Source organism: Arthrobacter sp. TJ-170 (assembly GCF_058269305.1).
The window spans coordinates 39,370-62,157 of the sequence record NZ_JBZCNL010000008.1; the positions used below are offsets into that span (position 1 = coordinate 39,370).

Genomic DNA, 22,788 nt, shown 5'->3' on the forward strand with positions numbered 1-22,788 from the left:
CGCCGGGCCGGGCGAGTGATCAGAGCTTGGGCAGCTGCCCCGTAGCCGAGGGCACCTCGCCGGGCAGCGGACGGGCCACAGGAACCTTGGTGCCGAGCACCTGCTCGACGATGTCCTGCGCGACCTTGCGGGCCGTCAGTCCAACCCGCTCCATCACTTCACTGCGCGAACCATGATCCAGGAACTCGACCGGCAGGCCCACCTCGTTGAGCGCCGTGTCGACGCCCGCCGACCGCATCTCCTGGCGGATTCGCGAACCGACACCACCGGCACGCACCCCGTCCTCGATAACGACGACGATGCGGTGCTCTGCAGCCATCTGAATGACCGAGCGGGCCACGGGCAGCACCCACCGGGGATCGATGACGGTGGAGCTGATCCCCTGTGCTCCCAGCCTGTTAGACACATCGAGCGCCATTTCACTCATGGCACCGACGCTGACAATGAGGACATCGTTCTGGCGTGAGCCTGCCGGCCTGCGGCAAAGGACATCCACACCGTCGGAAAGCCGCTCGACGGCCTCAACCTCAACGCCGACATTTCCCTTTGAGTAACGCACCACCGATGGCGCGTCGCTGATGGCAACGGCCTCACGGAGCTCCTCCCGAAGCCGGGTTGCGTCGCGCGGCGCGGCCAGATGCAGCCCGGGAACGATCTGGAGCATCGAGAGATCCCACATGCCGTGGTGGGACGCGCCGTCCGGGCCGGTCACGCCGGAGCGGTCCAGAACGAGAGTCACGCCCGCCTTGTGGAGGGCGACGTCCATCAGGAGCTGATCGAACGCACGGTTCAGGAAGGTGGCGTACAACGCGACCACCGGATGCAGACCGCCGAATGCCATGCCGGCGGCACTGGTGAGCGCATGCTGTTCGGCGATGCCGACGTCGAACACGCGGTCCGGATGCTTTGCCGCGAACTTGTGGAGTCCAACCGGAATGAGCATGGCGCCGGTGATTCCGACAATGTCCTTCCGCTCATCGGCAATGGCCGCGATCTCCTCGGCGAACACCGACGTCCATGACTGCAGGCCCCCGGCGCCGATCGGCTCGCCCGTCTCGGGATCGATGATTCCGACTGCGTGGAACTGGTCTGCCTCGTGCGCCCGGGCTGGTGCGTACCCGTGGCCCTTCTCGGTGATGGCGTGGACAATGACCGGGCCACCGTAGTTCTTGGCGTGGTTCAGCGCATTCTCCACCGCCGCGAGGTCATGGCCGTTGATCGGGCCGATGTACTTCATGCCCAGGTCCTCAAAGAGGCCCTGGGGCGCCCACCAGTCCTTCACGCCTTTCTTGGTTGCGTGCAGGCTCTTGTAGGCGAAGCGTCCGACGGGCCCGCCGTTCTGCAGTTTCCGCTTCCACCAGTCCAGAGTGCCCTCATACACGCGGTGAGTACGGACGGAGTCGAGGGTAGGACGGAGGGAAGCGAGATAATCGGCCACGCCGCCGATGGTGGGCGCGTAGGAACGCCCATTGTCATTCACGACGATGACGACGCGGCGCCGCTTGTCCGCCGCAATGTTGTTGATGGCCTCCCACGCCATGCCACCGGTGAGCGCACCGTCACCAATGAGAACGACGGCGGAGCGGTCCTCCTCGCCGTTCAGCAACCGCGCGCGGGAGATTCCATCCGCCCAGGACAGCGAGGACGAGGCATGTGAGCTCTCAACGACGTCGTGCACTGATTCAGCACGGGAGGGGTAGCCCGAAAGTCCGCCCTGCTGCCGGAGGGAGTCGAAGTCCTGGCGGCCTGTGAGGAGCTTGTGTACGTAAGACTGGTGGCCGGTGTCGAAAACGATGCTGTCGCGCGGGGAGTCAAACACACGGTGAATGGCGATCGTCAGTTCGACGACACCAAGGTTCGGGCCGAGATGGCCGCCCGTACGAGAGACAGTGCGGATGAGGAAGGCTCGGATCTCCGCAGCCAGACGGGAAAGCTGCTGTCCTGACAACCTGGTGAGGTCTTGTGGGCTGTGGATGGTCTCAAGGAGTCCCATCGCGCCTCCTTCTGATACTTGTGATCTGCGACACCTATGCGTGCTCACTCGCCGTTAACTCTAACGTGGCCCGCCGTCACTCCGTGCCCCGCCGTGACCGCGCCGCCCGCTCAACACAGAACACGCCGCCTCCGTTACCGGAGACGGCGTGTTCTGGCGGAGCACTCGGTTAGGACGCTGCTGCCAGCTGGCGCAGCACGTACTGCAGGATGCCGCCGTTGCGGTAGTAGTCGGCTTCACCCGGCGTGTCGATGCGCAGAACTGCGTCGAACGTCACGGGGTTGCCTTCCTCTTCCGGAGTGGCGGTCACCTTGACGGTTGCCGGGGTGTTGCCATTGTTGAGCTCCGTGACACCCTCGATGGAGAACGTTTCGGTACCGGTAAGCCCAAGCGTTGCGGCGTTCTGCCCGGCCGGGAACTGCAGCGGGAGCACGCCCATACCAATCAGGTTCGACCGGTGGATACGCTCGTAGCTTTCGGCGATGACCGCCTTGACACCGAGCAGCGCGGTTCCCTTGGCAGCCCAGTCACGGGATGATCCCGAACCGTACTCCTTGCCGGCGAGGACCACGAGCGGCGTTCCTGCGGCCTGGTAGTTCATGGCGGCGTCATAGATGTACGCCTGCGGGCCGCCGGTCTGGGTGAAGTCGCGGGTGAAGCCGCCCTCAACGCCGTCCAACAGCGTGTTGCGCAGCCGGATGTTCGCGAAGGTGCCGCGGATCATGACCTCGTGGTTGCCTCGGCGGGATCCGTAGGAGTTGAAGTCCTTCCGGGCGACACCGTGCTCGAGGAGGTAGCGGCCGGCCGGGCTGTCGGACTTGAACGAGCCTGCGGGGCTGATGTGGTCGGTGGTGACGGAATCGCCGAGCCTGGCGAGGACGCGGGCTCCTTCAATGTTGGAAACCGGCTCCGGCTGCGCCTGCATGCCCTCGAAGTACGGGGGCTTGCGCACGTAGGTGGAATCGCTGTTCCAGGCAAAGGTGTCACCCTCGGGAGTATCCAGGGCCTTCCAGCGCTCATCGCCGTCAAACACGCCCTCGTAACCCTTGGCGAACATGGCCTCGTCGATGGAGGAGTCGATGACCTGCTGGACTTCGGTGGGGCTCGGCCAGATGTCCCGGAGGAAGATGTCGTTGCCCGACTCATCCTGTCCGAGGGCATCGTTCTCGAAGTCAAAGTCCATGGTCCCGGCGAGAGCGTACGCAATCACCAGCGGCGGCGACGCGAGGTAGTTCATCTTCACGTCGGGGTTGATCCGGCCCTCGAAGTTGCGGTTGCCCGAAAGCACTGCAGCGACCGAGAGGTCATTGTTCTGGATTGCGTGGGAGATTTCCTCCTCAAGCGGGCCCGAGTTACCGATGCAGGTAGCGCAGCCATACCCGACGATGAAGAATCCGAGCTTCTCCAGGTAGGGAGTGAGTCCGGACTTGTCGTAGTAGTCAGTGACAACCTTCGAACCGGGAGCAACAGACGTCTTGACCCAAGGCTGGGAGGTGAGGCCCTTTTCGACCGCGTTGCGTGCAAGCAGTGCTGCCGCCAGCATTACCGAGGGGTTCGAGGTGTTGGTGCACGAGGTGATCGACGCGATGCTCACCGCACCGTGGTCCAGTACGAACTCGCGGCCATCGGCCATTTTCACATTGACCGGTTTGGACGGACGTCCGCTTGCCGATGCCGCAGCGGAGTGCTTCAGGGTGGAGGTCATGGCCGGCACATCAGAGGCGGGGAAGGATTCCTCCAGGGCCTCGTCCAGCGCCGCCTCGTCACCGTGGCCGGTGTAGTTGTGGATGTCCTTGCGGAACTGCTCCTTGGCGTTGGTCAGCGCGATGCGGTCCTGGGGGCGCTTGGGACCTGCGATGGACGGAACAACCGTGGACAGGTCGAGCTCGATGTACTCGGAGAAGCGGATCTCGCGCGAGGGATCATGCCAGAGGCCCTGTTCCTTCGTGTAGGACTCCACCAGCGCGACGCTCTCTTCCGAACGCCCGGTGAGGCGCAGGTATTCGAGCGTGACGTCGTCGATGGGGAACATTGCTGCCGTCGAGCCGAACTCCGGGCTCATGTTGCCGATGGTGGCGCGGTTCGCGAGCGGAACTTCTGCGACACCCTCGCCGTAGAACTCCACAAACTTCCCGACGACGCCGTGCTTGCGCAGCATCTCGGTGATGGTCAGGACGACGTCGGTTGCCGTTGCACCAGCCGGGATTGCGCCGGTGAGCTTGAAGCCCACAACGCGCGGGATCAGCATCGATACGGGCTGTCCCAGCATCGCTGCCTCGGCCTCAATGCCGCCAACGCCCCAGCCCAGTACACCCAGACCGTTGACCATGGTGGTGTGTGAGTCGGTGCCGACGCAGGTGTCAGGATAGGCGCGCAGCACTGTGCCGGTTTCGGTGTCTACCTCGCGCGTCATGATGGTGCGGGCCAGGTACTCGATGTTGACCTGGTGCACAATGCCGGTTCCGGGCGGAACAACCTTGAAGTCGTCGAAGGCGGTCTGGCCCCAACGCAGGAACTGGTAACGCTCACCGTTGCGCTCGTATTCGATCTCCATGTTGCGCTGGATGGCATCCGAGTTACCGAAGACGTCAATCTGCACGGAGTGGTCAATCACCATCTCCGCGGGTGCCAGCGGGTTCACGCGTGCCGGGTCTCCGCCCAGCTCCTTCACGGCTTCCCGCATGGTCGCCAGGTCCACAACGCAGGGCACACCGGTGAAGTCCTGCATGAGGACGCGCGCCGGGGTGAACTGGATTTCTGTGTTCGGCTGGGCGTCGGCGTCCCAGTTCGCGAGGGCGCGAATGTGATCCGCAGTGATGTTTGCGCCGTCCTCGGTGCGCAGCAGGTTCTCGAGCAGAACCTTGAGGCTGTACGGAAGGCTCTCGGCGCCTTCAACTGCGTTCAACCGGAAAATCTCATATTCGGCACCGGCGACGTCTAGTACGCCTTTGGAACCGAAGCTGTCCACACTACTCATGTCAGGACTCCTCTCGCCGTCTTCTATCCTTGTTCCGGCGGGCGCGAGCTGCTAGTTAGGAGCACCTAATACTCCGGCAGGAGCAGGTATCGGTTTCGCAGGTACGTGTTCGCTGCGAAGTCCACCCGGAACAACCTTTTTCATCCTATCCGTTTGTGGGCAGCCCGGGGCGCTCACACCGGACGGAGCACCGCCACTGACTCCATGTGGTGGGTATGGGGATACAGGTCGAAGACGCGCAGGGAGTCAAGCTGCCATCCCGACGTCGCGAGGTACGCGACGTCCCGGGCGAAAGATGCCGGATCGCAGGATACGTACACCACGGCCTTTGCGCCGGTCCCGGTGATTGCCCGGACAGTGTCCTTTCCGGCTCCCGCCCGGGGCGGGTCAAGCACGACCGCGTCGAAGTGCGGCCTGCGCTCACGCAGCACCTTCTCTACCTTCCCCTGCACAATGTCCACGTGCGCCTGACCGTGGAGGTTCCTCCGTGCATCGCGGCTGGCCGCAGTAGAACCTTCAACGGAGAGTACCGAACCTGTCTCCCCCACACGTTCGGCAAGGGCAGCGGTGAACAGTCCGGCGCCGGCGTACAGGTCCGCCACCCGCTCACCGGGTGCGGGATCGAGGCCCTCCAGCACTGCCCCGGTCAGGACCCGTGGCGCACTGCGATGGATTTGCCAGAACCCCTCCCCCGTTACCCGGAAGCTATGGGCTCCCACGACTTCGCGGACCCACGTACGGCCGCGCAGCCGGGTAACGGACCCCGATTCCGGGTTCCAGGTCGCCACCGAGGCGCCCTCGATCCCGTCGGCCAACGCGCGGATCTCGCGGCCTGGTGGATCCTGCTGGGTCTTCAGCAGCACCAGCGGCTCATCATCACCGGAGCCCGCTGCGACCTCGACACCATCCACCCCGCTGAAGTCCAGGTTCCACAGGGCGAGTTCGTTGATCGCCGGAACGGCCAGCGGCATGTCAGCCACAGGAATCAGCACGGCCGAACGGTGCTCGTGCATGGCAAGGTGCCCGTCGGGATCGACGGCGAATCCAACGCGGGTACGCCACCCGAGTCCATCGGGAGTCTCATCCGGAACGGGTTCCACCGTGACCGGACGGTCAACCTTGCCCAGACGCGCAAGCTGCTCGGAAAAGATGTCGGCCTTCAGGCGGCGCTGGGCAGGCAGGTCAATGTGGCCGAACTCCGCCCCGCCGACGGGCCGGGTGCCGCGCATTCCGGCGAGGACAGCATCCGCGAGCGGCCACGGGTGGTTCACCCGGTCCGGCGAGGGCTGCACCACCTCGGTGGCGTCCGCGCGCCAGAAGCGGGCGCCGTCGTCGTGCTCGGTCAGGCGGGCCTTCACGACTTCGCCCGGCAGCGCGTGGCGCACGAAGATCACCCTGCCCTCGTGCCGGGCAACGCAGTGCCCGCCGTGCGCGGGCGGTCCGATGGTCAGTTCGAGTAGTTCTGGAGTCTGGGTCACCTGAGGTCCTGGAATTTTCGGGCTGCTTCGGAAGAGGCCAACTGCCATGGCACGCTTGCCACCATAACCCCCGGTTCGAAATGCAGCCGGGTCTTGATGCGCAGCGCCGTCTGGTTGTGGACCAGCTGTTCCCACCACTTTCCGACGACGTATTCGGGGATGTAGACAACGATGAGGTCGCGCGGTGAATCCCGCCGCATGGACTGGATGTAGTCCATGATCGGCTGGATTGTGTCGCGGTAGGGAGAAGCGAGGACGGTGATCGGCACCGGTACCTCGAGGCGGTCCCAGTCTTCCAGCGTGCGTCTGGTCTCCTCCGGGTCGACGTCGACCACGACCGCGTCGAGTCTCGAGGGGCGGGAGGCGCGTGCGAAGGCGAGCGCGCGCAGCACGGGCTTGCGCACGTGCGAGACGAGGATGACGGCGTGGACGCGCGAGGGAAGGGCGCGCGCCGAAGCCGCATCGTCGATGGCCAATTCGCGGGCGACCTTGTCGTAGTGGGCCTTGATGCTGAACATGACCACGAACAGCACAGCCATGGCCAGTACCGCGATCCAGGCACCGAACTCGAACTTGGTCACAAGCACCACCACGAGTACGGCGGCTGTGAGCACGAATCCGATCGAGTTGATGGCACGGGATTTGTTCATCCGCCAGCGGCGCTTCTTGTCGACGGTGCTGCGCAGCTCGCGGCTCCAGTGCTTGATCAAGGCAAGCTGGGTTGCGGTGAAGGACACGAAGACACCCACGATGTATAGCTGCACCAGCTGCGTGACATCAGCCCGGAACACGAGAATCAGCAGGATCGCACCAAGGCCAAGTGCCATGATGCCGTTGCTGAAGGTGAGACGGTCCCCGCGGGTACGCAGTTGGCGTGGAAGGTACCCGTCCCTGGCGAGGATCGATGCCAGTACGGGGAAGCCGTTGAATGCACCGTGCGCCGCCAGCAGCAGGATGAGCGCAGTCGCCGCGACAACGACGATGAACGGCAGGCTTCCCCCGTCGAAAATGGTCCGGGCGAGCTGGCTGATGACCGGATTCTGGACGTAGGACTCCCCCACAGGCTCACCGTTGAGCAGCAGCTGCTCGGACGGGTTCTGCACCACGTGCACACGCGTGGCGTTCGCCAGGTAGATCACTCCAGCTGTCATCAGCGACGCGACCACGCCCAGGATGAGCAGGGTGCTTGCCGCGTTCCTGCTGCGTGGCGCTTCAAAGCTCGGCACGTTGGCACTCGGGGCTTCGACGCCGGTCAGCGCCGCTGCGCCGGAGGAGAATGCACGCAGGATGAGCAGCGCGCCGGCAAGCCCCACCAGCCCGCTCTCGAAGGCGGGGTCCGGGATGATCTCGAAGCGCGCGCTGGGCGCCTCACCGAGCGTCCCGGTGAGACGCTGCACAATGCCGGCTGTGCAAAGCGCCAGGATGGCGCCCATGAAGACATAGGACGGCACGGCCAGGACGCGCGCGTCGCGCGTGAATCCGCGCAGGTTCACAAGCACCAGGACGACGACGGCGCCCACCGCCAGGGCGCTCTGCGTGCCTGCCAGCCCCGGCGCCAGAGAAATCACGTAGTGGGCGCCGGCCGAAACTGAAACCGCGACAGTGAGGACGTAGTCCACCATGAGCGCCGCGGCCACTGTTACGCCCGCGCCGTCGCCCAGATTGCGCCGGGCGATCTCATAGTCACCCCCGCCGGATGGATACGCGTGGACCGACTGACGGTAGGACGCGATAACCACCAGCAGGACCACAATGACGGCAAGGCCCACCCAGGGCGATACGGCAACAGCGGCCACGCCGGCCAGCGCGAGGGTGAGGAGAATTTCGTCCGGTGAGTAGGCGGCCGAGGAGAGCGCACTGGTCGAAAACAGCGGCATGGCGATCCTCTTGGGCAGCTTTCCATGCCGAAGCCGGTCATTGCGGAACGGCTTGCCCACCAGCACCCGCTTGGCGGCGTCAAAGAAAGTCAGCACAGCCCACAGACTAGCGCGTTTGTACTGTCCTCCCTCCACTACGCTTGGAACATAATCAGCAGTAGACAACCAGGGGTGGCGCAGTGGCGCATTTCGTAATCATGGGCTGCGGCCGCGTCGGAGCCAGCCTGGCGCACACGTTGGACGAATCAGGCCACAGCGTGGCGATCATCGACCAGGATGATCGCGCCTTCCGCAGGTTGCGGGGCTCGTTCGGCGGCCGCAAGGTGACGGGCGTAGGGTTCGACCGGGACACGCTGAAGAACGCCGATATCGAGAGTGCCTACGCCTTTGCCGCCGTCTCCAGCGGAGACAACTCCAATATCCTCGCCACGCGCGTTGCCCGCGAGATCTTCCACGTACCGCACGTAGTTGCGAGAATCTATGACCCCGGACGTGCCGAGATCTACCAGCGGCTCGGCATACCCACCGTGGCGGCGGTCCGCTGGAGCGCGGACCAGGTACTGCGCCGGATCCTCCCCGAACAGAGCATCAACGGGGACTTCCGTGAGTCCTCCGGGCGGCTGATCCTCGGGGAGCTTGCGCTCCACGAAGGGTGGCTCGGACGGTCGATCAAGGAGATTGAGGCCGCGGCGGGTGTCCGCGTCGCCTATCTCACCCGCTTCGGCGAGGGGATGCTGCCGGGCAGAGGTACCAGTTACCAGGAAGGCGACGTGGTCCACGCCATGATGGAAACCGCCGCAACGGACGAAGTGGCGCGGGTGCTGTCCAAGCAGCCGCCGGAGGAGCAGGAATGAAGGTCGTCATCGCGGGGGCGGGAAGTGTCGGGTCATCGATCGCCCGGGAACTGCTGTCCAACAACCACGACATCCTGTTGATCGACGAGAAGCCCGAGGCAGTGGGCCGCAGCGGGCTGAAGGGCGCGCGCTGGCTGATCGGCGACGCCTGCGAACTCACCACCTTGAAGGACGCCAAACTGGAGGAGGCCGACGTCGTCGTTTCCGCCACGGGTGACGACAAGGTGAATCTCGTGGTGTCACTGCTCGCCAAGAGCGAGTTCGGCGTGGGACGCACCGTTGGGCGGGTCAACAACCCGAAGAACGACTGGATGTTCGATGACTCCTGGGGCGTGGACGTTGCTGTGAACACACCGCGCCTCATGACCGCCCTCGTGGAGGAAGCAGTTGAGATCGGCGACCTCGTGCGTCTGCTGACGCTCCGCACGGGAGTGTCAGCCATCGTCGAGTTCACTGTGGCGCAGGATTCACCTCTCATCGGGCGACTGCTGGGATCGATCGAGCTTCCGGCGGACTGCACGGCGGTGGCGATCCTCCGCGACGACACACCAATTACCCCGAGCCCCGATGATGTCGTTGAAGCCGGCGATGAGCTGTTCTTCGTAGCGACCATTGCAGCCGAGGACGCACTGCGTTCGGCGCTCCGGCCTGTTTCCTAGAGCAAATTAGGCCGGAGGGTGCTGCTGCTTTTCGAGCGCCGGCCGGGATACCAGCCAGGCGAACCAGAGTCCGAGCGCGTAGAGCGGGACGCCCATGGCAACCCGGGTGGCGCCGAGCGCTGCGATGTTGTCGGCAAGGTACAGCGGTACCTGGACGATGAGCCGCAGTGCCAGCACGGTGATGATCAGCCAGGTGGCGATCGAGTACGCCCGAACCCTCGGTGCGTGCTTGCGCCAGTCCGTGCCCTCGCCGCGGATGAAGCCGAAGAGCAGGCCCGCCAGCGGCCAACGGACAGCGATGGAAATGACCATCCCCACGATATAGGCGGCGTTGGTGAAGAACCCGGGAAGAAAGAAGTCCTGCGCATTGCCAGTCCGGTTGGCTACGAATGCACAAATACCTACGCCGACCAATCCCGACAGGGCCTGCGTAAGGGGCGTCTTGGTCAGCAGGCGGATGACCGTGAACACGGCGGAGACTGCCAGGGCAACGATCAGTGACAACTGCAGGTCCCGCAGGATGGTGAAGACGACCGTGAAGAGCAGGCCGGGCAGAATGCTCTCCGCCAGCCCGCGTACACCTCCGATCGACTGCAGCACGTCAATGCGCCCGCTTTCGTCCTGACGGACTCCGGCCTTCGCCGCATACTGACCCGCGATGGCTCCCATACCCTGGTCCGCGGCGGGCTCGTCGTGCTTGTCAGACGCATCACTGCAGGGACGGTCCTCAGCGGGTTGGTTCACGGTGACTCCTCAGGACGGCCGATGATCTCGTACCGCGGGTTGTGAATAGTGGGGATTCCATCGACGATGCTGACCATCCCCTCGAAAGCGAGCGAAATTCCGGGGTCGATGCCGGGTATCCTGCGCTGACCGGTCCACACGAGCTGGACACGGCTGTCCGCCTGTGCGGCTCGATGGCCGGTGGTGGAGCGATCGGAGTGCACGGCCACCATTGCCGAGAAGTGCGGCGCAGCAGTGCGGGGCAGGATAGTCACCCGCTCGACGAAGCCGTTGCCGGCAAACCGTCCGCGACTCGGCAGCGGGACCTGCGACCCTGCCGGATAGCTGGGTGGACCCTGGTCAGCCAATGTGGGTAATCTCGGGACCTCGCTGCAGCGGGTCATCCGGTGTCGCCTTGGGCTGTTCGGCCTGCTGCTTCTGGGCTGCGGCATCCTTCGGCAGCCTGAGCGGCAGCAGTTCACGTGGAGGCAGCGGATGGTCTCCGCGAACCACCACGACGTTCCGGAAGAGCTGCTCCATTGGCTCTGCTACGGTAGGATCCACGGCAGCCGGGCCCCCGAAGACGCCGCGGAGGAACCAGCGTGGCCCGTCCACGCCCACGAACCTGGCGACGCGGAATCCGGCACGGCCGTCGGGCGTCTGTGCCGGGAGCTTGGCGATCAGTTCGGTCCCGAACTCGCCCTGGCGCTCGGCAACGGTTCCGCCCTGCGAGCCTACGGATGCCGCGATCTGTCCCCGGATCTCATCCCAGAGCCCTTCGGAACGGGGAGCGGCGAATGCCTGGAGCTGCAGGTTGGAGCCCTTGATGTCCAGCGTGACCGCGATAACCCGTTTGGTCCGTTCCTCGACCTCGAGGCGCAGCGATAAGTTTTCGGCAGCAGCAATGCGCAGCGCGCCCAGGTCGATATAGCCCTCGGCTGTTTCTTTCTCCGAGTCATCGAACGGGCCTGTTGCTTCACGGCCGGCCGCCGTCTGGTCCTCAGCCGGAGCATCGGTGGCCTCGGATTCTTCGCGGACGTCCTCAGCCTCTTCAGCGGGGCTCGATGCCGTGCTTGAACTTGTGTCTGATTCATTCTTCTTCTTGCGGCGCCCGAAGATCATGGTCGGGTTCCTCCTTCAATGGTCATCGGCAGCCTGTCGCTGCCAGTCGATTGCTTCAGCGTGTTGAACCGGCGGTGGGAGCAAATCCTCCGGTTGACCCGAATCCACCGGCTCCGCGTACTGAGCTGGGCAGCTCATCCACAGCCACGAACGTTGCGTACTCCACCTTCTGGATGACCAACTGGGCGATCCGGTCGCCCCTGCGGAAGGACAACGGAGTGGAGGCGTCGGTGTTGAGGAGCGTCACGGCGATCTCCCCCCGGTAGCCCGCGTCAACGGTGCCGGGGGCATTGACGACGGTGATCCCGTGCTTCGCTGCCAGCCCGGATCGGGGATGGACAAATGCTGCGTAACCGGGCGGCAGGGCGAGCGAGACGCCGGTGGGAACCAGTGCGCGCTCTCCGGGCTTCAGTTCGAAGTCGATGCGGGTGCGAAGGTCTGCGCCCGCATCCCCCGGGTGCGCGTAGGCAGGGGGTTCCAGGCCGTCGTCGAGCATTTTGATCTGTACGGACAATGCTTCAGCGGTATCAAGCATGTCTTCTCCTGCACGGTTTTCTGATGGCGGGCCTGGCGTGCGCCGCCCAACGGCGCGAAGCGCCGAAAGTGCGGAATGCATCGGAGCCCTCTGCTCCATTTACTGTATCGCTTCCGTCCGCTCGTCCACGCCTCCATACCAGGATGAAAAGCCGCCGGAAAGGTGCTTAGCTAGCTGACATGCCTACAGGATCTGCCGGTGAATCCGTCGTTTACGAAGAGAAGTTGTGGCCGGCACCGTGGATCTGGATGGTGGTTGCGGGCGCGGCTGTCGCCTCGGTCTTTACTTTCATTCCGATCAGCGTCCAGGCAGCGATCGTGGCTGCCATCGTTGTTGCTGCCGTCCTGACGACGCTGCTCATTCTGTCCACCCCTCTTATCAGGGTGACCCCGACGGAGCTTCAGGTGGGCAAAGCCCAGATCGAGCGGAAGTATCTCGGGGATGTGGAGGCATTCACCGGCGCCGATGCGACCGCCCAGCGTGGAACCGAGCTTCATGGAAAGGCGTACCTCTGCATCCGGGGATGGATTTCCCCAGTCGTCAAGATCACCATCAACGACGCCGAAGACCCTACTCCGTACTGGTTAACGTCAACGAGGCGGCCCGAGCAGCTGACAGCCGCCCTGACCGCCCCGTCGCGAGGAGCGTAAGGGAGCGCTGACGCTCCCGCTTTCAGTCTTTGGGTCCTGCGAAATCAGCCTTCGCAGTCCTTGCAGAAGACCAGCCCGTCCTTCTCCTTCGCGATCTGCGAACGGTGGCGCACCAGGAAACAGGAGGAACAGGTGAATTCGTCAGCCTGGGCGGGAAGCACCCGCACGAGCAGTTCTTCGCCGGAGAGGTCGGCGCCCGGAAGTTCGAAGCCCTCCGCTGCATCGGCCTCGTCCTCGTCGACAACCGCGGATTGCTTGTCCGTGCGACGCGTCTTCAGCTCTTCAATAGAGTCTTCGCTGAGTTCGTCGTCGGTCTTCCGCGGCGCATCGTAGTCAGTCGCCATAGTAAGTTGTTCACGCTCCGGTGGGTGTATGTGGTCTATCGGTGGTCTATGAGTGTCACGGTGGAATCGGCGATACAGGAACGGTGCCGTTAAGGACAGGATCCTGTCCGTGTCACAACGCTGAAGCGGTCCAATTTGTGCCCGTACCGCAGAGATTGTTGCGGATCGCCCCTTTAAAAGCGAATCGGCACACAAGTTCCGCGCCACACCAAGGATGAAGTAGGAACGGGCCTCTTTGAATGGCAGAGTTTCACCGGAAGTAATGTATGTCGGCTGGAGGGTTTTTCATGCAGGAGCTACGGCTGGTAGGCGTGGATGAGGGCGGAGGTCATCTGCTGCTGAGCGGTGAGGGTGGAGCTTCGTTCCACCTGCCTATCAACGAGGCGCTGCGGATGGCGAGCACCAGGCCATCCACACGTCCGGCGCAACAGAAACCGTCCGCAGACAAGGACAAGCGGCCGGCCCTGAGCCCCCGCGACATCCAGGCGAGGATCCGTGGCGGTTCAACTGCCCAGGAAATCGTGGACGAAACCGGCGTGGACCTGCAGCATGTGCTGCGCTATGAAGGCCCCGTCCGGGCTGAACGTGACTACATGGCCCAGCTGGCGCAGCGCGTCGAGGTTGCCTCTCCCCTGCCTTCCAATGACGGCTACCGCTCCGCCTTCGGGGAGAACCCGGCCCAGCTCGATGACATGGTCCGCTATCGCCTGCAGGCCTTTGGAGTGGATCCCGACACCGCCGAATGGGATGCGTGGCGCAAGCCTGATGGCCTCTGGACCGTCGTCGTCCGGTTCGAGTTGCCCACGGGGTCTGCCGCTTCTGTCGGAGAGGAACCACCGGCGCAGTGGACGTTCAACCCGTCCCGGCGCACCGTGCTGAACGCCAACCGCTGGGCCCAGGTACTGAGCGAACTCGAACCGCTCGACGGGCCGCTTCCCTCGCGGAGGCTTAGCGCCGTTGCGGACCGGGTCTTTGACTTCGAGACGGATGCGGCCGTTGAGGAACCGGAAGGCGCTGACGCCGGGGCCGATGCCGATGAGCTGCTGGAAGTACTGCGGTCGCGTCGCGGGCAGCGGCTCGGTGTGGATGAGGACGGCGATGACGCGCTGGCCCTCATGCTTGCCAAGGGCCACATTCCTGCCGCCCACCCCCGCCAGGGGCACGATGGCACAGAAGAGGCCGACGCCTCACCGGCTGCCGCGGAGTCTCGGAGCTTCCCCGGTTTGAGCCTTGCTCCCTCTATCTTTGAGGGAGAGCCTGCTGAGGCCACGTACGACGACGGCACGCCTCGCCTGTTCGAAGGTGTCAGCACGGATACGCGTGAGATCAGCGTGATCGCCCGCCCGCAGTCCTTTGCGGGTGACGGGGAGGGCACGCCTGCTCCGGCTTCGCGTCAGGAGAACCACCGCCCAGAGCGGGCAGCCGAGCGCTCCCCGGAACCTGATGAATCACACCCTGCGGCACCCAAAACGCCGGATCACCACGCCGATCGGAAGATGAAGCCCCGGCGTTCCAGCGTGCCCAGCTGGGACGAGATCGTCTTCGGAACCAAGGGCGATTAGAGTCGCGCGGCTGCCGGATGAAACGGCAAAGGCTCGTCGCTACCGGCGTGCCTGCGAGCAGTATGGGCGGTCACGTTGCGCATATGGTGCCGCCGGCACAGCGTTTCGTAACTGATTATGGGGCCGGCGGGTAAGCCGAGTTCGTCCAAACCGCCGCCGGTCAGCCGGGGCTGGCCCGGATCGTGCTCAGCAGTGAGCGGATCGACATCCCCGACTACCATCTGTTCACCCTCGACGACCATGACGCCGTCCACTGTTCGCGCGTTGTGGGTGGCCCGGCGACCGCACCAGCACAGCGCCTCGACCTGCAGGATCTGGGTCCTGTCCGCCAATTCGATCAGCCGCTGCGACCCGGGGAAAAGCTCGGTGCGGAAATCGGAGGTGATGCCGAACGCGAATACATCGATATCCATGTCATCGACAATGCGCGCCAGCTGTTCAATCTGCTCGCGGGTGTAGAACTGCGCCTCGTCACAGATGAGGTAGTCGACGCGCGTGCCGTGGGTGCGCCGTCGGACGAGTTCCTCCCAGAAATCAGTTTCCGGGCGGACTTCCACGGCCTGGGCGCTGAAGCCAAGGCGACTTGAGATCACTGATTCGCCTGCACGATCGTGCGAGCTGAAAAGCAGACCACCGCGCCCCCGGGCGCTGTGGTTGTAGTCCATCTGCAGGGCAAGGGTCGATTTTCCGCAATCCATGGTTCCGGAGAAGAAAACCAGTTCGGCCATTGGTCAGCGTCCCACCATGCGCACCGGGCCGGGGCCCGGCTTCGCGAGGGTCAGCAACGGTACCTCCCGCTCGGCGCGCGTAATGGAGCCGTGCTGCCCGATAACCTCAAGAGCGGATGCCGGAACCCTGCGGGTGTCGTAGAACGCCACGGGTTCCCGGGCAGCCACCAGTACGTTTCCAATCCGCGGCTCGACCTCCGGAGCAACCTCGCCGAAGAATCCCGCAGTAATTGCCTCGGCCCGGGTGAGAACCCACGCCCGCGCCCCGTGCTCCTGCCGCCAGGATTCAACCAGACGCTCCAACCCGGTTTCGGTCAGATCGGGTTCTGTGTAGAGGTGCACCATCCGCGGCTCGCCACCGGTATGCGCCACGCCGTCAATCAGCGCAGGATCAGCCGAGAAGTCGACGTGCTGCTCCGGTGCTACGTCCACCATTCCGTGATCGGCAGTCAGCAACAGGAGTGTGTGGGGCGGCAGCTTCGCGGTAAGAGACCGCATTGTCCGGTCGATGTCTTCAAGCCGGTCACCCCACTCGGGTGATGTGCAGCCCGAGCGGTGCCCGGTCTTGTCCAACTCGTTCAGGTAGAGGTACACCAAAGCCTGATCGGTGGCCGCGAGTGCCTTGCACACCGCCTGAACGCGTGCTTCGGGAGTACTCCCCGCCACGTACGTGCCGCCGCGCAGCGCCGCCCGGGTGAGACCCGAGCCGTCGAATCGAGTGAGGCCGACGCTCGTGACGGGCAACTGCGCTGCCACCCGTTCGAACACTGTGGGGTGCGGCTGCCAGTGTTCCGGCTTCACCGCAGCATCCCACCCGCCGAGCATGTTCACGACCCTGCCCTGAGCGGGATCGAGGACGTCATAGCCGACCAGGCCGTGCTGCCCGGGCGCCATACCGGTGCCGAGCGAGGCGAGGGCTGCCGCCGTCGTACTGGGAAAGACGGAGCCGAGCTTGCGCGACGAATCCAGGAACCGGCGCAGGAAAGGCGCGTGTCCCGAGCGCTGCCGCAGCAGGGAGGCGCCGAGACCGTCGACCAGCACCACGCAAATCCTCCGGGCGGACGGCAGGTCGAGGGTGTTGGTGAATCCGGGAACGTCAAGGGCTGCAGCGGAGCTGGTGAAGACCTCGGCAATCGTTGAGCGGCCGTACGCCGGGGCAGCCGGGAGCGGCTCCCGGTGGAGAGGAGTTGCTGTCACGGGTCGAATTACCGCCCGTGGTGCGCGCGGCTGAAACGGGTGGTCAGCCCGGGCTGCCTCCGGCTGGTGCCCTGCTGATTGACGACGACGCCGGCGACGGACGGATTGGCCGTACTCACAGTACGAAGCGCCCGGGCGAAGGACTTGGCATTCTGCACGGCCTGCAGCCCGTCTGCTTCCGCGCTCACACGCAGCACAATGTCTTCCTGCGCGATGGTTCCGGTGTATCCGTGGTCGGCATCGCACTGCGGATCACCACAGCTGGCCGGGCCCATGTCGATACGCTGGCCGCCGGACCAGGCGATTCCGAGTGTGAGCTCGCGCGCTGGGTCAGACGGCTTGTAGCTCTGCGGCTGCGAGTAAAGGTAGCTAAGCACCACTGAGCGGATCTGGCTGACCGGCACCGACTCCGTGGATACCTGCGCCGTCATCTGCTCCCCGGCGTCGTCCAGCTGCTGGTCATCAACGTGCGTGACAACAAGCATGTCTTCGGTCAGGACGAGGACGGTGATGTGCCGGCGCACCTCCGTGCGCTCGAAGTGGGTCTCCAGATGAACCACGTGGGATAGCGGTTCCCTGCCGTCCAGGGCATCATGGACGACGTCGGCCACCAACCGGGGATAAAAACCCGCTCGTTCCAGGGAGGCATCCAGGTCGCGGCGTTCCGCCGACAGCGATGGAGTCATGGTTCCAGTGTGACTTATGGCTATGGCGCACGCCTAACCGGTGCAGCCCCCGGGGGAGCAGCCGACTGCCGGCGGTCAGTCGCGCATCGCCCGGCGGGCGCTGTCAGTGCGCTGCTGGGGGTTTCCGACGCTGATCTCCGCATTCAGGACGGCAAGCCCGGCCGGTGAAACCAGGACAGGGTTGAAGTGCATCAACGCAATTTCGGGGTGCCTGTCCTTGAGTAGGGCTACCCGCAACAGCAGATCCTCCACGGCCGGAATGTCCACCGGCGGCAAGCCCTGGTAGCCGAACAACCGCCTGCTTGCCCGCGGCGTCCGGACCAGGTCAGCAGCGTCGACGGTGGTAAGCGGAGGGATGCCGTGGGCCCAGTCATCGAGCAGGTTGACCGCATCGCCCGCCATGCCGAACGAAACCACCGGTCCCAGGAGCGGATCCTCGATCGCCCGCACGACACACGCTTGCCCGGCCGGCGCCATGGTCTGCACCTCCAGGCCATGGTCACCGAATGCACGGAGCTCGGCGCGCATGGCCTCTATCCCGGCGCGCAGCCCTGCCGCGTCGGGGATGTTGAGCCGCACTCCGCCGAAGTCCAGGCGGTGCCGAAGATTCTCATCGACCGTCTTGAGCGCCACCGGCCATCCCAGCGACTCAGCGGCCTGAAGTGCCTCGTCAGCCGAGTCGACCGGGATCGAGGGCAGAGCTTCGATCCCGTAGCTGCCGAGGAGCCGGCGTGTCTGGTCGCTATCCAGGCGGCGCAGCCCCACATCCCTCACGCCGGACAGGACGCCGCCGAGCAAGGCCGCTGCGTCCTCCTCGTTGACATCGCTGAGCTCGGCGAAAACACCGTGCTCGCCCACGCGCCACCGGCTGTAACGTACGACGGCGCCCAGCGCCGACACGGCCGCTCCCGGACTGGCGAAACACGGCAGTCCCATACCCTCGTCCTCGCCACCGGGAACCGCGGCGGACCACAAGCCCTCAAGCTGCGCGGCTGGGTCCAGTACGCCCGTGAAGCATGCAACCACCGGCTTTCCCGCTGCCCTGCCGCACTCCTGCAGTACCGGCAGGATCGCGTTGGGGGCGAGCCCTACCGCGGGGATGAGCGTAAGAATCAGGGAGTGAACGGCCGGATCGTCGAGAGCTTCGGTGAGCGATGCCTTCAGCTCGGGCAGTGCGACCGACTGGCCCGCGTCGAGATCGAGGTGTGCGTTCATCCGAACCACGTCGAGCTCGTGCGCAAGGGCGGCGTCCGCGAGGACCTTTCCGAGGGCCAGGGAGTTGCTGAACACAGCTACGCCGGGACCATCGGGAACAGGCTGGCCGACCACGATCTGCGCCACGTCCATCAGCTGTTCGGTGGTCTCGACCCGGATCACGCCGGACTGGCGCAGCATGGCGTTCAGGGCGCCGCTCGGGGCCTGCGTCGTGCGCACCGCGTGACCGGGCGGCAGCTGCAGTCCCATCACATCGGACTTGGCGACGATGACCGGCTTCATCCTGGACAACCTGCGGGCTATGCGTGAGAACTTGCGCGGGTTGCCGATCGACTCCAGGTAGAGCGCAACGGCCCGCGTCTTCGGATCGTCTTCCCAGTACTGCATCGCGTCATTGCCGGACACATCGGCCCGGTTGCCCGCCGACAGCGCTGAGGACAATCCAAGCGAACGCCTGCTGGCGGCTGCGTGGAGCATGACGCCGATCGCCGCCGACTGGCTGAAGAGGCCGAGCCCTCCGCGTTTCGGCAGTTCAGGCGCCATCGACGCGTTCAGCCGGACTTCGGGATCGGTATTGATGATGCCAAGGGACGCCGGTCCCACCACCCGCATGCCATAGGATCGGGCGCTGTGCACCAGCGCGCGCTGCCGCGCCAGCCCCTCGCCGTCGTCGTCCGCGAAACCTGCCGTCGCCACGAGCAGGCCCTTCACGCCCGCGCGTCCGCACTCCTCGACGACAGGGAGGACCTGGTCGTAGGGCACCGCGATCACGGCGAGGTCCACGGGACCCGGCACCTCCGCAATGGAGCCGTACGCAACCATGCCGTTCAGTTCGAACGCTTCAGGATTGACTCCGGCGACGGGTCCGGTGAAGCCGCCGTCGACGATGTGCTCGAGGAGGGAATAGCCCACGCTCCCCCAACTGCGGCTGGCCCCAATCACCGCGACTGACGACGGCATGAGCAGCGTTTGCATGCTGCGGGCCTCCGCACGGTGCTCCCGTGCTTCCATGACCGCGCGGGACTTCTCGGTCGGGTCGATGTTGAAGGTCAGTTCGACCACGCCGTCGTCGAACCGGCGGTCCACTTCGTAACCCGCTTCGGCGAATACCGTAATCATCTTCCTGTTTTCGGGCAGCACCTCGGCGGTGAAGCGCCGGATGCCGTTCTCCCGTGCGGCCACCGCAAGGTGCTCGAGCAGGATGGATCCCAGTCCCCTGCCCTGGTAGGCGTCCGAGACGTTGAAGGCCACCTCGGCCTCGTCCGGATCATCCAGGCGGTCGTAGCGGCCGATACCGATGATGTCCTGGCCGCGGGTCACCACGAAAGCCACCCTGCCCACATGGTCAACCTCGGTGAACCGTCTGAGTTCCTTCTCGCTCAACGAAGACTTGTACGTGAAGAAGCGGAGGTAGATGGAGTTCTGGGACTGCTTCATGTGAAAGGCCTGAACGGCATCGGCGTCCGACGGCGCGATGGGCCTCAGATGGCCGGTGGAGCCGTCCCGCAACACGACGTCTGCCTCCCAATATTCAGGGTATAGTCCGTCAGCCACCATAGACTCACAGTAGTGGGCGGCTGCGGTTCCGTCAGCCAAGCACCACTGCGACCCGATACCGCGGCCAAACACAGCCGTCCCGACGACCACCGCAAGCACAGTTACGCAATCAGCTGCCGAAGGACCCGAAACACCATGGCCAGGCGCCAAGCAACACCACCGGATACGGATTACACCGAGAAGATCATCGACATTGACGTCACCTCCGAGATGGAGGGCTCCTTCCTGGAGTACGCCTACTCGGTGATCTATTCGCGCGCACTTCCCGACGCCCGCGACGGCCTGAAGCCGGTGCAGCGCCGGATCCTGTACATGATGACTGACATGGGCCTGCGCCCCGACCGCGGCCACGTGAAGTCAGCGCGTGTCGTGGGCGAGGTCATGGGCAAGCTCCACCCCCACGGGGACGCCGCCATCTACGACGCCATGGTCCGGATGGCCCAGGACTTCTCGCTGCGTCTGCCGCTCATCGACGGGCACGGAAACTTCGGTTCGCTTGATGACGGCCCCGCAGCGGCCCGTTACACCGAGGCCCGCCTCGCCGCAGCGGCGCTCACGATGACGGACCACCTCGGCGAGGACGTCGTCGACTTCATCCCGAACTATGACAACCAGCTCACGCAGCCCGAAGTCCTGCCCGCAGCCTTTCCGAATCTCCTCGTCAACGGAGCAACCGGCATAGCCGTCGGCATGGCCACCAACATGGCTCCGCACAACCTCGGTGAGGTCATCGCGGCGGCCCGGCACCTGATCGACAACCCGGACGCGACGCTGGATGACATCATGCGCTTCGTTCCCGGACCCGACCTCCCCAGCGGCGGCAAGATCGTCGGCCTGGACGGCATCCGGGACGCCTATGCCACGGGCCGCGGATCATTCAAGACACGGGCCGCGGTGGAGGTTGAGCAACTCTCGGCACGCCGCACCGGCCTCGTGGTCACTGAACTGCCGTACATGGTGGGACCCGAGAAGGTCATCGAAAAAATCAAGGACGCCGTGACAGCGAAGAAGCTGCAGGGCATTTCCGACATCGTGGACCTGACGGACCGTACGCACGGATTGCGTCTGGTCATCGAGCTGAAGAACGGGTTCAACCCGAACGCGGTGCTCGCGCAGCTCTACCGGTACTCCCCGATGGAGGACTCCTTCGGCATCAACAACGTCACCCTGGTAGACGGCCAGCCGCGAACCCTCGGGCTCGTGGAACTGCTGCAGGTGTACATCAGCCACCGCATCTCGGTTGTCCGGCGCCGCACCTCCTACCGGCTTGGAAAGAAGAAGGATCGCCTCCACCTGGTGGAGGGCCTGCTCATCGCCATCGTGGATATCGATGAGGTCATCCAGATTATTCGTTCCTCCGATGAGGCAGCAGCGGCCCGGACAAGGCTCATGTCGATCTACGACCTGACGGAGATCCAGGCCAACTACATCCTCGAGCTCCGCCTGCGCCAGTTGACCAAGTACTCGCGCATCGAGCTGGAGAAGGAGCAGGACGAACTGCGCAGGGAAATTGCTGAACTCGAGGAGATCCTCGGCTCTGAGCAGAGGCTGCGCGGTCTGGTTTCCGAGGAGCTCGCCGCCATCGCGGAGCAGTTTGCCACCCCGCGGCGCACCGTGCTGCTCGAATCGGAGGCAAGCGCCCCGTTGAGGGGCACCGTTCTGCCTACGCCGGCAGGCAACGGCGCCAAGGCGCCGCTGACCCTCGAGATCGCGGACGATCCGTGCTGGGTCGTCCTTTCGACCTCCGGTCAGCTTGCACGCACAACGGGCCAGGAGCCCATCGCCGACGGCGGCCAGCGGGTGAAGCACGACGCCTTCACCTCCATCGTCGCGACCACCGCCCGCGCGGAGATCGGAGCCCTGACCTCCTCCGGACGCATGGTGCGGCTGCAGGTGGTGGACATGCCCGCGCTCCCTCCCACGAACGGAATCCCGAATCTGGCCGGCGGAGTCTCGGTCAAGGAATTCATCACGCTCGAACGCGGCGAGTCTCTGGTGGGCCTCGTGCCCCTGGACAAGTCCTTCGCGCTCGGTACCGCGCAGGGCGTGGTCAAGCGCGTTGTCCCCGACTACCCCCTCAACCGCGATGATTGGGAAGCGATCACCCTGAAGCCCAAGGACAGCGTGGTGGGCCTTGCTCCGGCCGGCGACGCCGACGACCTCGTCTTCGTCACCCGTGAGGCGCAGCTGCTGCGCTTCAACGCCTCCGCGGTACGGCAACAGGGCCGCATGGCCGGCGGGGTGGCCGGCATCAAGCTGGCCGGTGACGACGCCGTCGTCCACTTTGGTGCGGTGAAGGCGGACGATCCTGACGCCGTCGTCGTGACCATTGCAGCGGGCAGTGAGGCCCTGCCGGGGACTACTCCGGGCTCGGTCAAGGTCACGGAGTTCGCCGAGTACCCGGCCAAGGGGCGGGCCACCGGCGGCGTGCGCTGCCACCGGTTCCTGAAGGGCGAGGACCACCTGGCGCTTGCCTGGGCCGGACATGGGCCGGCGCGGGCGGTGTCGGCTACAGGTGTGGCACGGGCGCTTCCAACGGAACATGGCCGCCGCGACGGTTCCGGTGTGGCGCTGTCGCAGCCGGTCGAGGCTATCGGTCCCAGCCCTGCCTAGACCCTGATGTCCCCAAGC

General features: G+C 65.0%; 18 protein-coding genes. 5 read left to right on the top strand and 13 right to left on the bottom strand.

Annotated elements, in window-relative coordinates:
- Positions 1–19: 19 nt before the first annotated feature.
- From dxs to AC4D1W_RS14335, 4 genes are all read right to left on the bottom strand, one after another.
- Positions 20–1,993 carry a 1-deoxy-D-xylulose-5-phosphate synthase gene (gene dxs / locus AC4D1W_RS14320; RefSeq protein ID WP_490899170.1) on the bottom strand — a complete coding sequence of 658 codons (1,974 nt, stop codon included), beginning with the start codon at positions 1,991–1,993 and terminating at the stop codon, positions 20–22.
- A 169-nt stretch (positions 1,994–2,162) separates the two neighbouring features.
- On the bottom strand, positions 2,163–4,970 hold the full coding sequence (gene acnA / locus AC4D1W_RS14325; RefSeq protein ID WP_490892356.1) for an aconitate hydratase AcnA: 2,808 nt from the start codon (positions 4,968–4,970) through the stop codon (positions 2,163–2,165).
- Between the two features lie 173 nt (positions 4,971–5,143).
- The gene (locus AC4D1W_RS14330; RefSeq protein WP_490899171.1) at positions 5,144–6,448 is read right to left on the bottom strand and encodes a class I SAM-dependent RNA methyltransferase; all 1,305 of its coding nucleotides are present in this window, start codon (positions 6,446–6,448) and stop codon (positions 5,144–5,146) included.
- Positions 6,445–8,421 carry an APC family permease gene (locus AC4D1W_RS14335; protein ID WP_490892358.1) on the bottom strand — a complete coding sequence of 659 codons (1,977 nt, stop codon included), beginning with the start codon at positions 8,419–8,421 and terminating at the stop codon, positions 6,445–6,447. Before AC4D1W_RS14335 ends, AC4D1W_RS14330 begins: the two co-directional genes overlap by 4 nt.
- An 83-nt stretch (positions 8,422–8,504) precedes the next feature.
- On the opposite strand from AC4D1W_RS14335, the gene AC4D1W_RS14340 reads away from it, so the two are divergent.
- Both AC4D1W_RS14340 and AC4D1W_RS14345 read left to right on the top strand, forming a co-directional pair.
- A complete protein-coding gene (locus tag AC4D1W_RS14340) occupies positions 8,505–9,179 on the top strand; it encodes a potassium channel family protein (RefSeq protein ID WP_490892359.1) in 675 nt (224 codons plus the stop codon).
- The gene (locus AC4D1W_RS14345; protein ID WP_490892360.1) at positions 9,176–9,838 is read left to right on the top strand and encodes a potassium channel family protein; all 663 of its coding nucleotides are present in this window, start codon (positions 9,176–9,178) and stop codon (positions 9,836–9,838) included. Before AC4D1W_RS14340 ends, AC4D1W_RS14345 begins: the two co-directional genes overlap by 4 nt.
- A 6-nt stretch (positions 9,839–9,844) precedes the next feature.
- Here AC4D1W_RS14345 and AC4D1W_RS14350 read toward each other — a convergent pair whose 3' ends face one another.
- From AC4D1W_RS14350 to dut, 4 genes are all read right to left on the bottom strand, one after another.
- Positions 9,845–10,507: a DUF3159 domain-containing protein gene (locus tag AC4D1W_RS14350; RefSeq protein ID WP_490892480.1), complete on the bottom strand. Its 663-nt coding sequence runs from the start codon at positions 10,505–10,507 to the stop codon at positions 9,845–9,847.
- A 71-nt stretch (positions 10,508–10,578) separates the two neighbouring features.
- Positions 10,579–10,929: a hypothetical protein gene (locus AC4D1W_RS14355; RefSeq protein WP_490899172.1), complete on the bottom strand. Its 351-nt coding sequence runs from the start codon at positions 10,927–10,929 to the stop codon at positions 10,579–10,581.
- Entirely contained in the window at positions 10,922–11,683 is a 762-nt protein-coding gene (locus tag AC4D1W_RS14360) for a DUF3710 domain-containing protein (RefSeq protein ID WP_490899173.1), read from the bottom strand. Before AC4D1W_RS14360 ends, AC4D1W_RS14355 begins: the two co-directional genes overlap by 8 nt.
- 55 nt (positions 11,684–11,738) lie before the next feature.
- Complete coding sequence (dut, locus tag AC4D1W_RS14365) at positions 11,739–12,218, bottom strand: dUTP diphosphatase (protein WP_490899174.1); 480 nt, start codon at positions 12,216–12,218, stop codon at positions 11,739–11,741.
- Between the two features lie 179 nt (positions 12,219–12,397).
- Between dut and AC4D1W_RS14370 the strand changes: the two genes are divergently transcribed.
- Complete coding sequence (locus AC4D1W_RS14370; protein WP_490892364.1) at positions 12,398–12,868, top strand: DUF3093 domain-containing protein; 471 nt, start codon at positions 12,398–12,400, stop codon at positions 12,866–12,868.
- A 44-nt stretch (positions 12,869–12,912) separates the two neighbouring features.
- Here AC4D1W_RS14370 and AC4D1W_RS14375 read toward each other — a convergent pair whose 3' ends face one another.
- Positions 12,913–13,212 (bottom strand): DUF4193 domain-containing protein, encoded by a 300-nt coding sequence (locus AC4D1W_RS14375; protein WP_490892365.1) that lies wholly within the window; start codon positions 13,210–13,212, stop codon positions 12,913–12,915.
- A gap of 287 nt (positions 13,213–13,499) precedes the next feature.
- On the opposite strand from AC4D1W_RS14375, the gene sepH reads away from it, so the two are divergent.
- Complete coding sequence (gene sepH / locus AC4D1W_RS14380; protein WP_490899175.1) at positions 13,500–14,774, top strand: septation protein SepH; 1,275 nt, start codon at positions 13,500–13,502, stop codon at positions 14,772–14,774.
- Here the strand turns inward: sepH and AC4D1W_RS14385 are convergent.
- The 4 genes from AC4D1W_RS14385 to AC4D1W_RS14400 form a co-directional block, all read right to left on the bottom strand.
- The gene (locus tag AC4D1W_RS14385) at positions 14,771–15,502 is read right to left on the bottom strand and encodes a thymidine kinase (RefSeq protein ID WP_490899176.1); all 732 of its coding nucleotides are present in this window, start codon (positions 15,500–15,502) and stop codon (positions 14,771–14,773) included. The two genes, sepH and AC4D1W_RS14385, sit on opposite strands and share 4 nt — an antisense overlap.
- Positions 15,503–15,505: 3 nt before the next feature.
- Positions 15,506–16,699, bottom strand: a complete 1,194-nt coding sequence (locus AC4D1W_RS14390) for an alkaline phosphatase family protein (protein ID WP_490899177.1) — start codon at positions 16,697–16,699, stop codon at positions 15,506–15,508.
- Positions 16,700–16,707: 8 nt separating this feature from the next.
- On the bottom strand, positions 16,708–17,385 hold the full coding sequence (locus tag AC4D1W_RS14395; RefSeq protein WP_490892369.1) for a DUF5998 family protein: 678 nt from the start codon (positions 17,383–17,385) through the stop codon (positions 16,708–16,710).
- Positions 17,386–17,460: 75 nt separating this feature from the next.
- The gene (locus AC4D1W_RS14400) at positions 17,461–20,157 is read right to left on the bottom strand and encodes a bifunctional acetate--CoA ligase family protein/GNAT family N-acetyltransferase (RefSeq protein ID WP_490899178.1); all 2,697 of its coding nucleotides are present in this window, start codon (positions 20,155–20,157) and stop codon (positions 17,461–17,463) included.
- 135 nt (positions 20,158–20,292) lie between these two features.
- On the opposite strand from AC4D1W_RS14400, the gene AC4D1W_RS14405 reads away from it, so the two are divergent.
- Complete coding sequence (locus AC4D1W_RS14405) at positions 20,293–22,770, top strand: DNA gyrase/topoisomerase IV subunit A (protein ID WP_490892371.1); 2,478 nt, start codon at positions 20,293–20,295, stop codon at positions 22,768–22,770.
- The last annotated feature ends 18 nt before the right edge of the window (positions 22,771–22,788 follow it).

Coding starts and splice junctions, on each gene's coding strand:
- AC4D1W_RS14385 (WP_490899176.1), bottom strand. CDS start 15,502: ATGGCCGAACTGGTTTTCTTCTCCGGAACCATGGATTGCGGAAAATCG.
- AC4D1W_RS14375 (WP_490892365.1), bottom strand. CDS start 13,212: ATGGCGACTGACTACGATGCGCCGCGGAAGACCGACGACGAACTCAGC.
- AC4D1W_RS14370 (WP_490892364.1), top strand. CDS start 12,398: ATGCCTACAGGATCTGCCGGTGAATCCGTCGTTTACGAAGAGAAGTTG.
- AC4D1W_RS14400 (WP_490899178.1), bottom strand. CDS start 20,157: ATGGTGGCTGACGGACTATACCCTGAATATTGGGAGGCAGACGTCGTG.
- sepH (WP_490899175.1), top strand. CDS start 13,500: ATGCAGGAGCTACGGCTGGTAGGCGTGGATGAGGGCGGAGGTCATCTG.
- dxs (WP_490899170.1), bottom strand. CDS start 1,993: ATGGGACTCCTTGAGACCATCCACAGCCCACAAGACCTCACCAGGTTG.
- AC4D1W_RS14350 (WP_490892480.1), bottom strand. CDS start 10,507: ATGGGAGCCATCGCGGGTCAGTATGCGGCGAAGGCCGGAGTCCGTCAG.
- dut (WP_490899174.1), bottom strand. CDS start 12,218: ATGCTTGATACCGCTGAAGCATTGTCCGTACAGATCAAAATGCTCGAC.
- AC4D1W_RS14405 (WP_490892371.1), top strand. CDS start 20,293: ATGGCCAGGCGCCAAGCAACACCACCGGATACGGATTACACCGAGAAG.
- acnA (WP_490892356.1), bottom strand. CDS start 4,970: ATGAGTAGTGTGGACAGCTTCGGTTCCAAAGGCGTACTAGACGTCGCC.
- AC4D1W_RS14345 (WP_490892360.1), top strand. CDS start 9,176: ATGAAGGTCGTCATCGCGGGGGCGGGAAGTGTCGGGTCATCGATCGCC.
- AC4D1W_RS14395 (WP_490892369.1), bottom strand. CDS start 17,385: ATGACTCCATCGCTGTCGGCGGAACGCCGCGACCTGGATGCCTCCCTG.
- AC4D1W_RS14360 (WP_490899173.1), bottom strand. CDS start 11,683: ATGATCTTCGGGCGCCGCAAGAAGAAGAATGAATCAGACACAAGTTCA.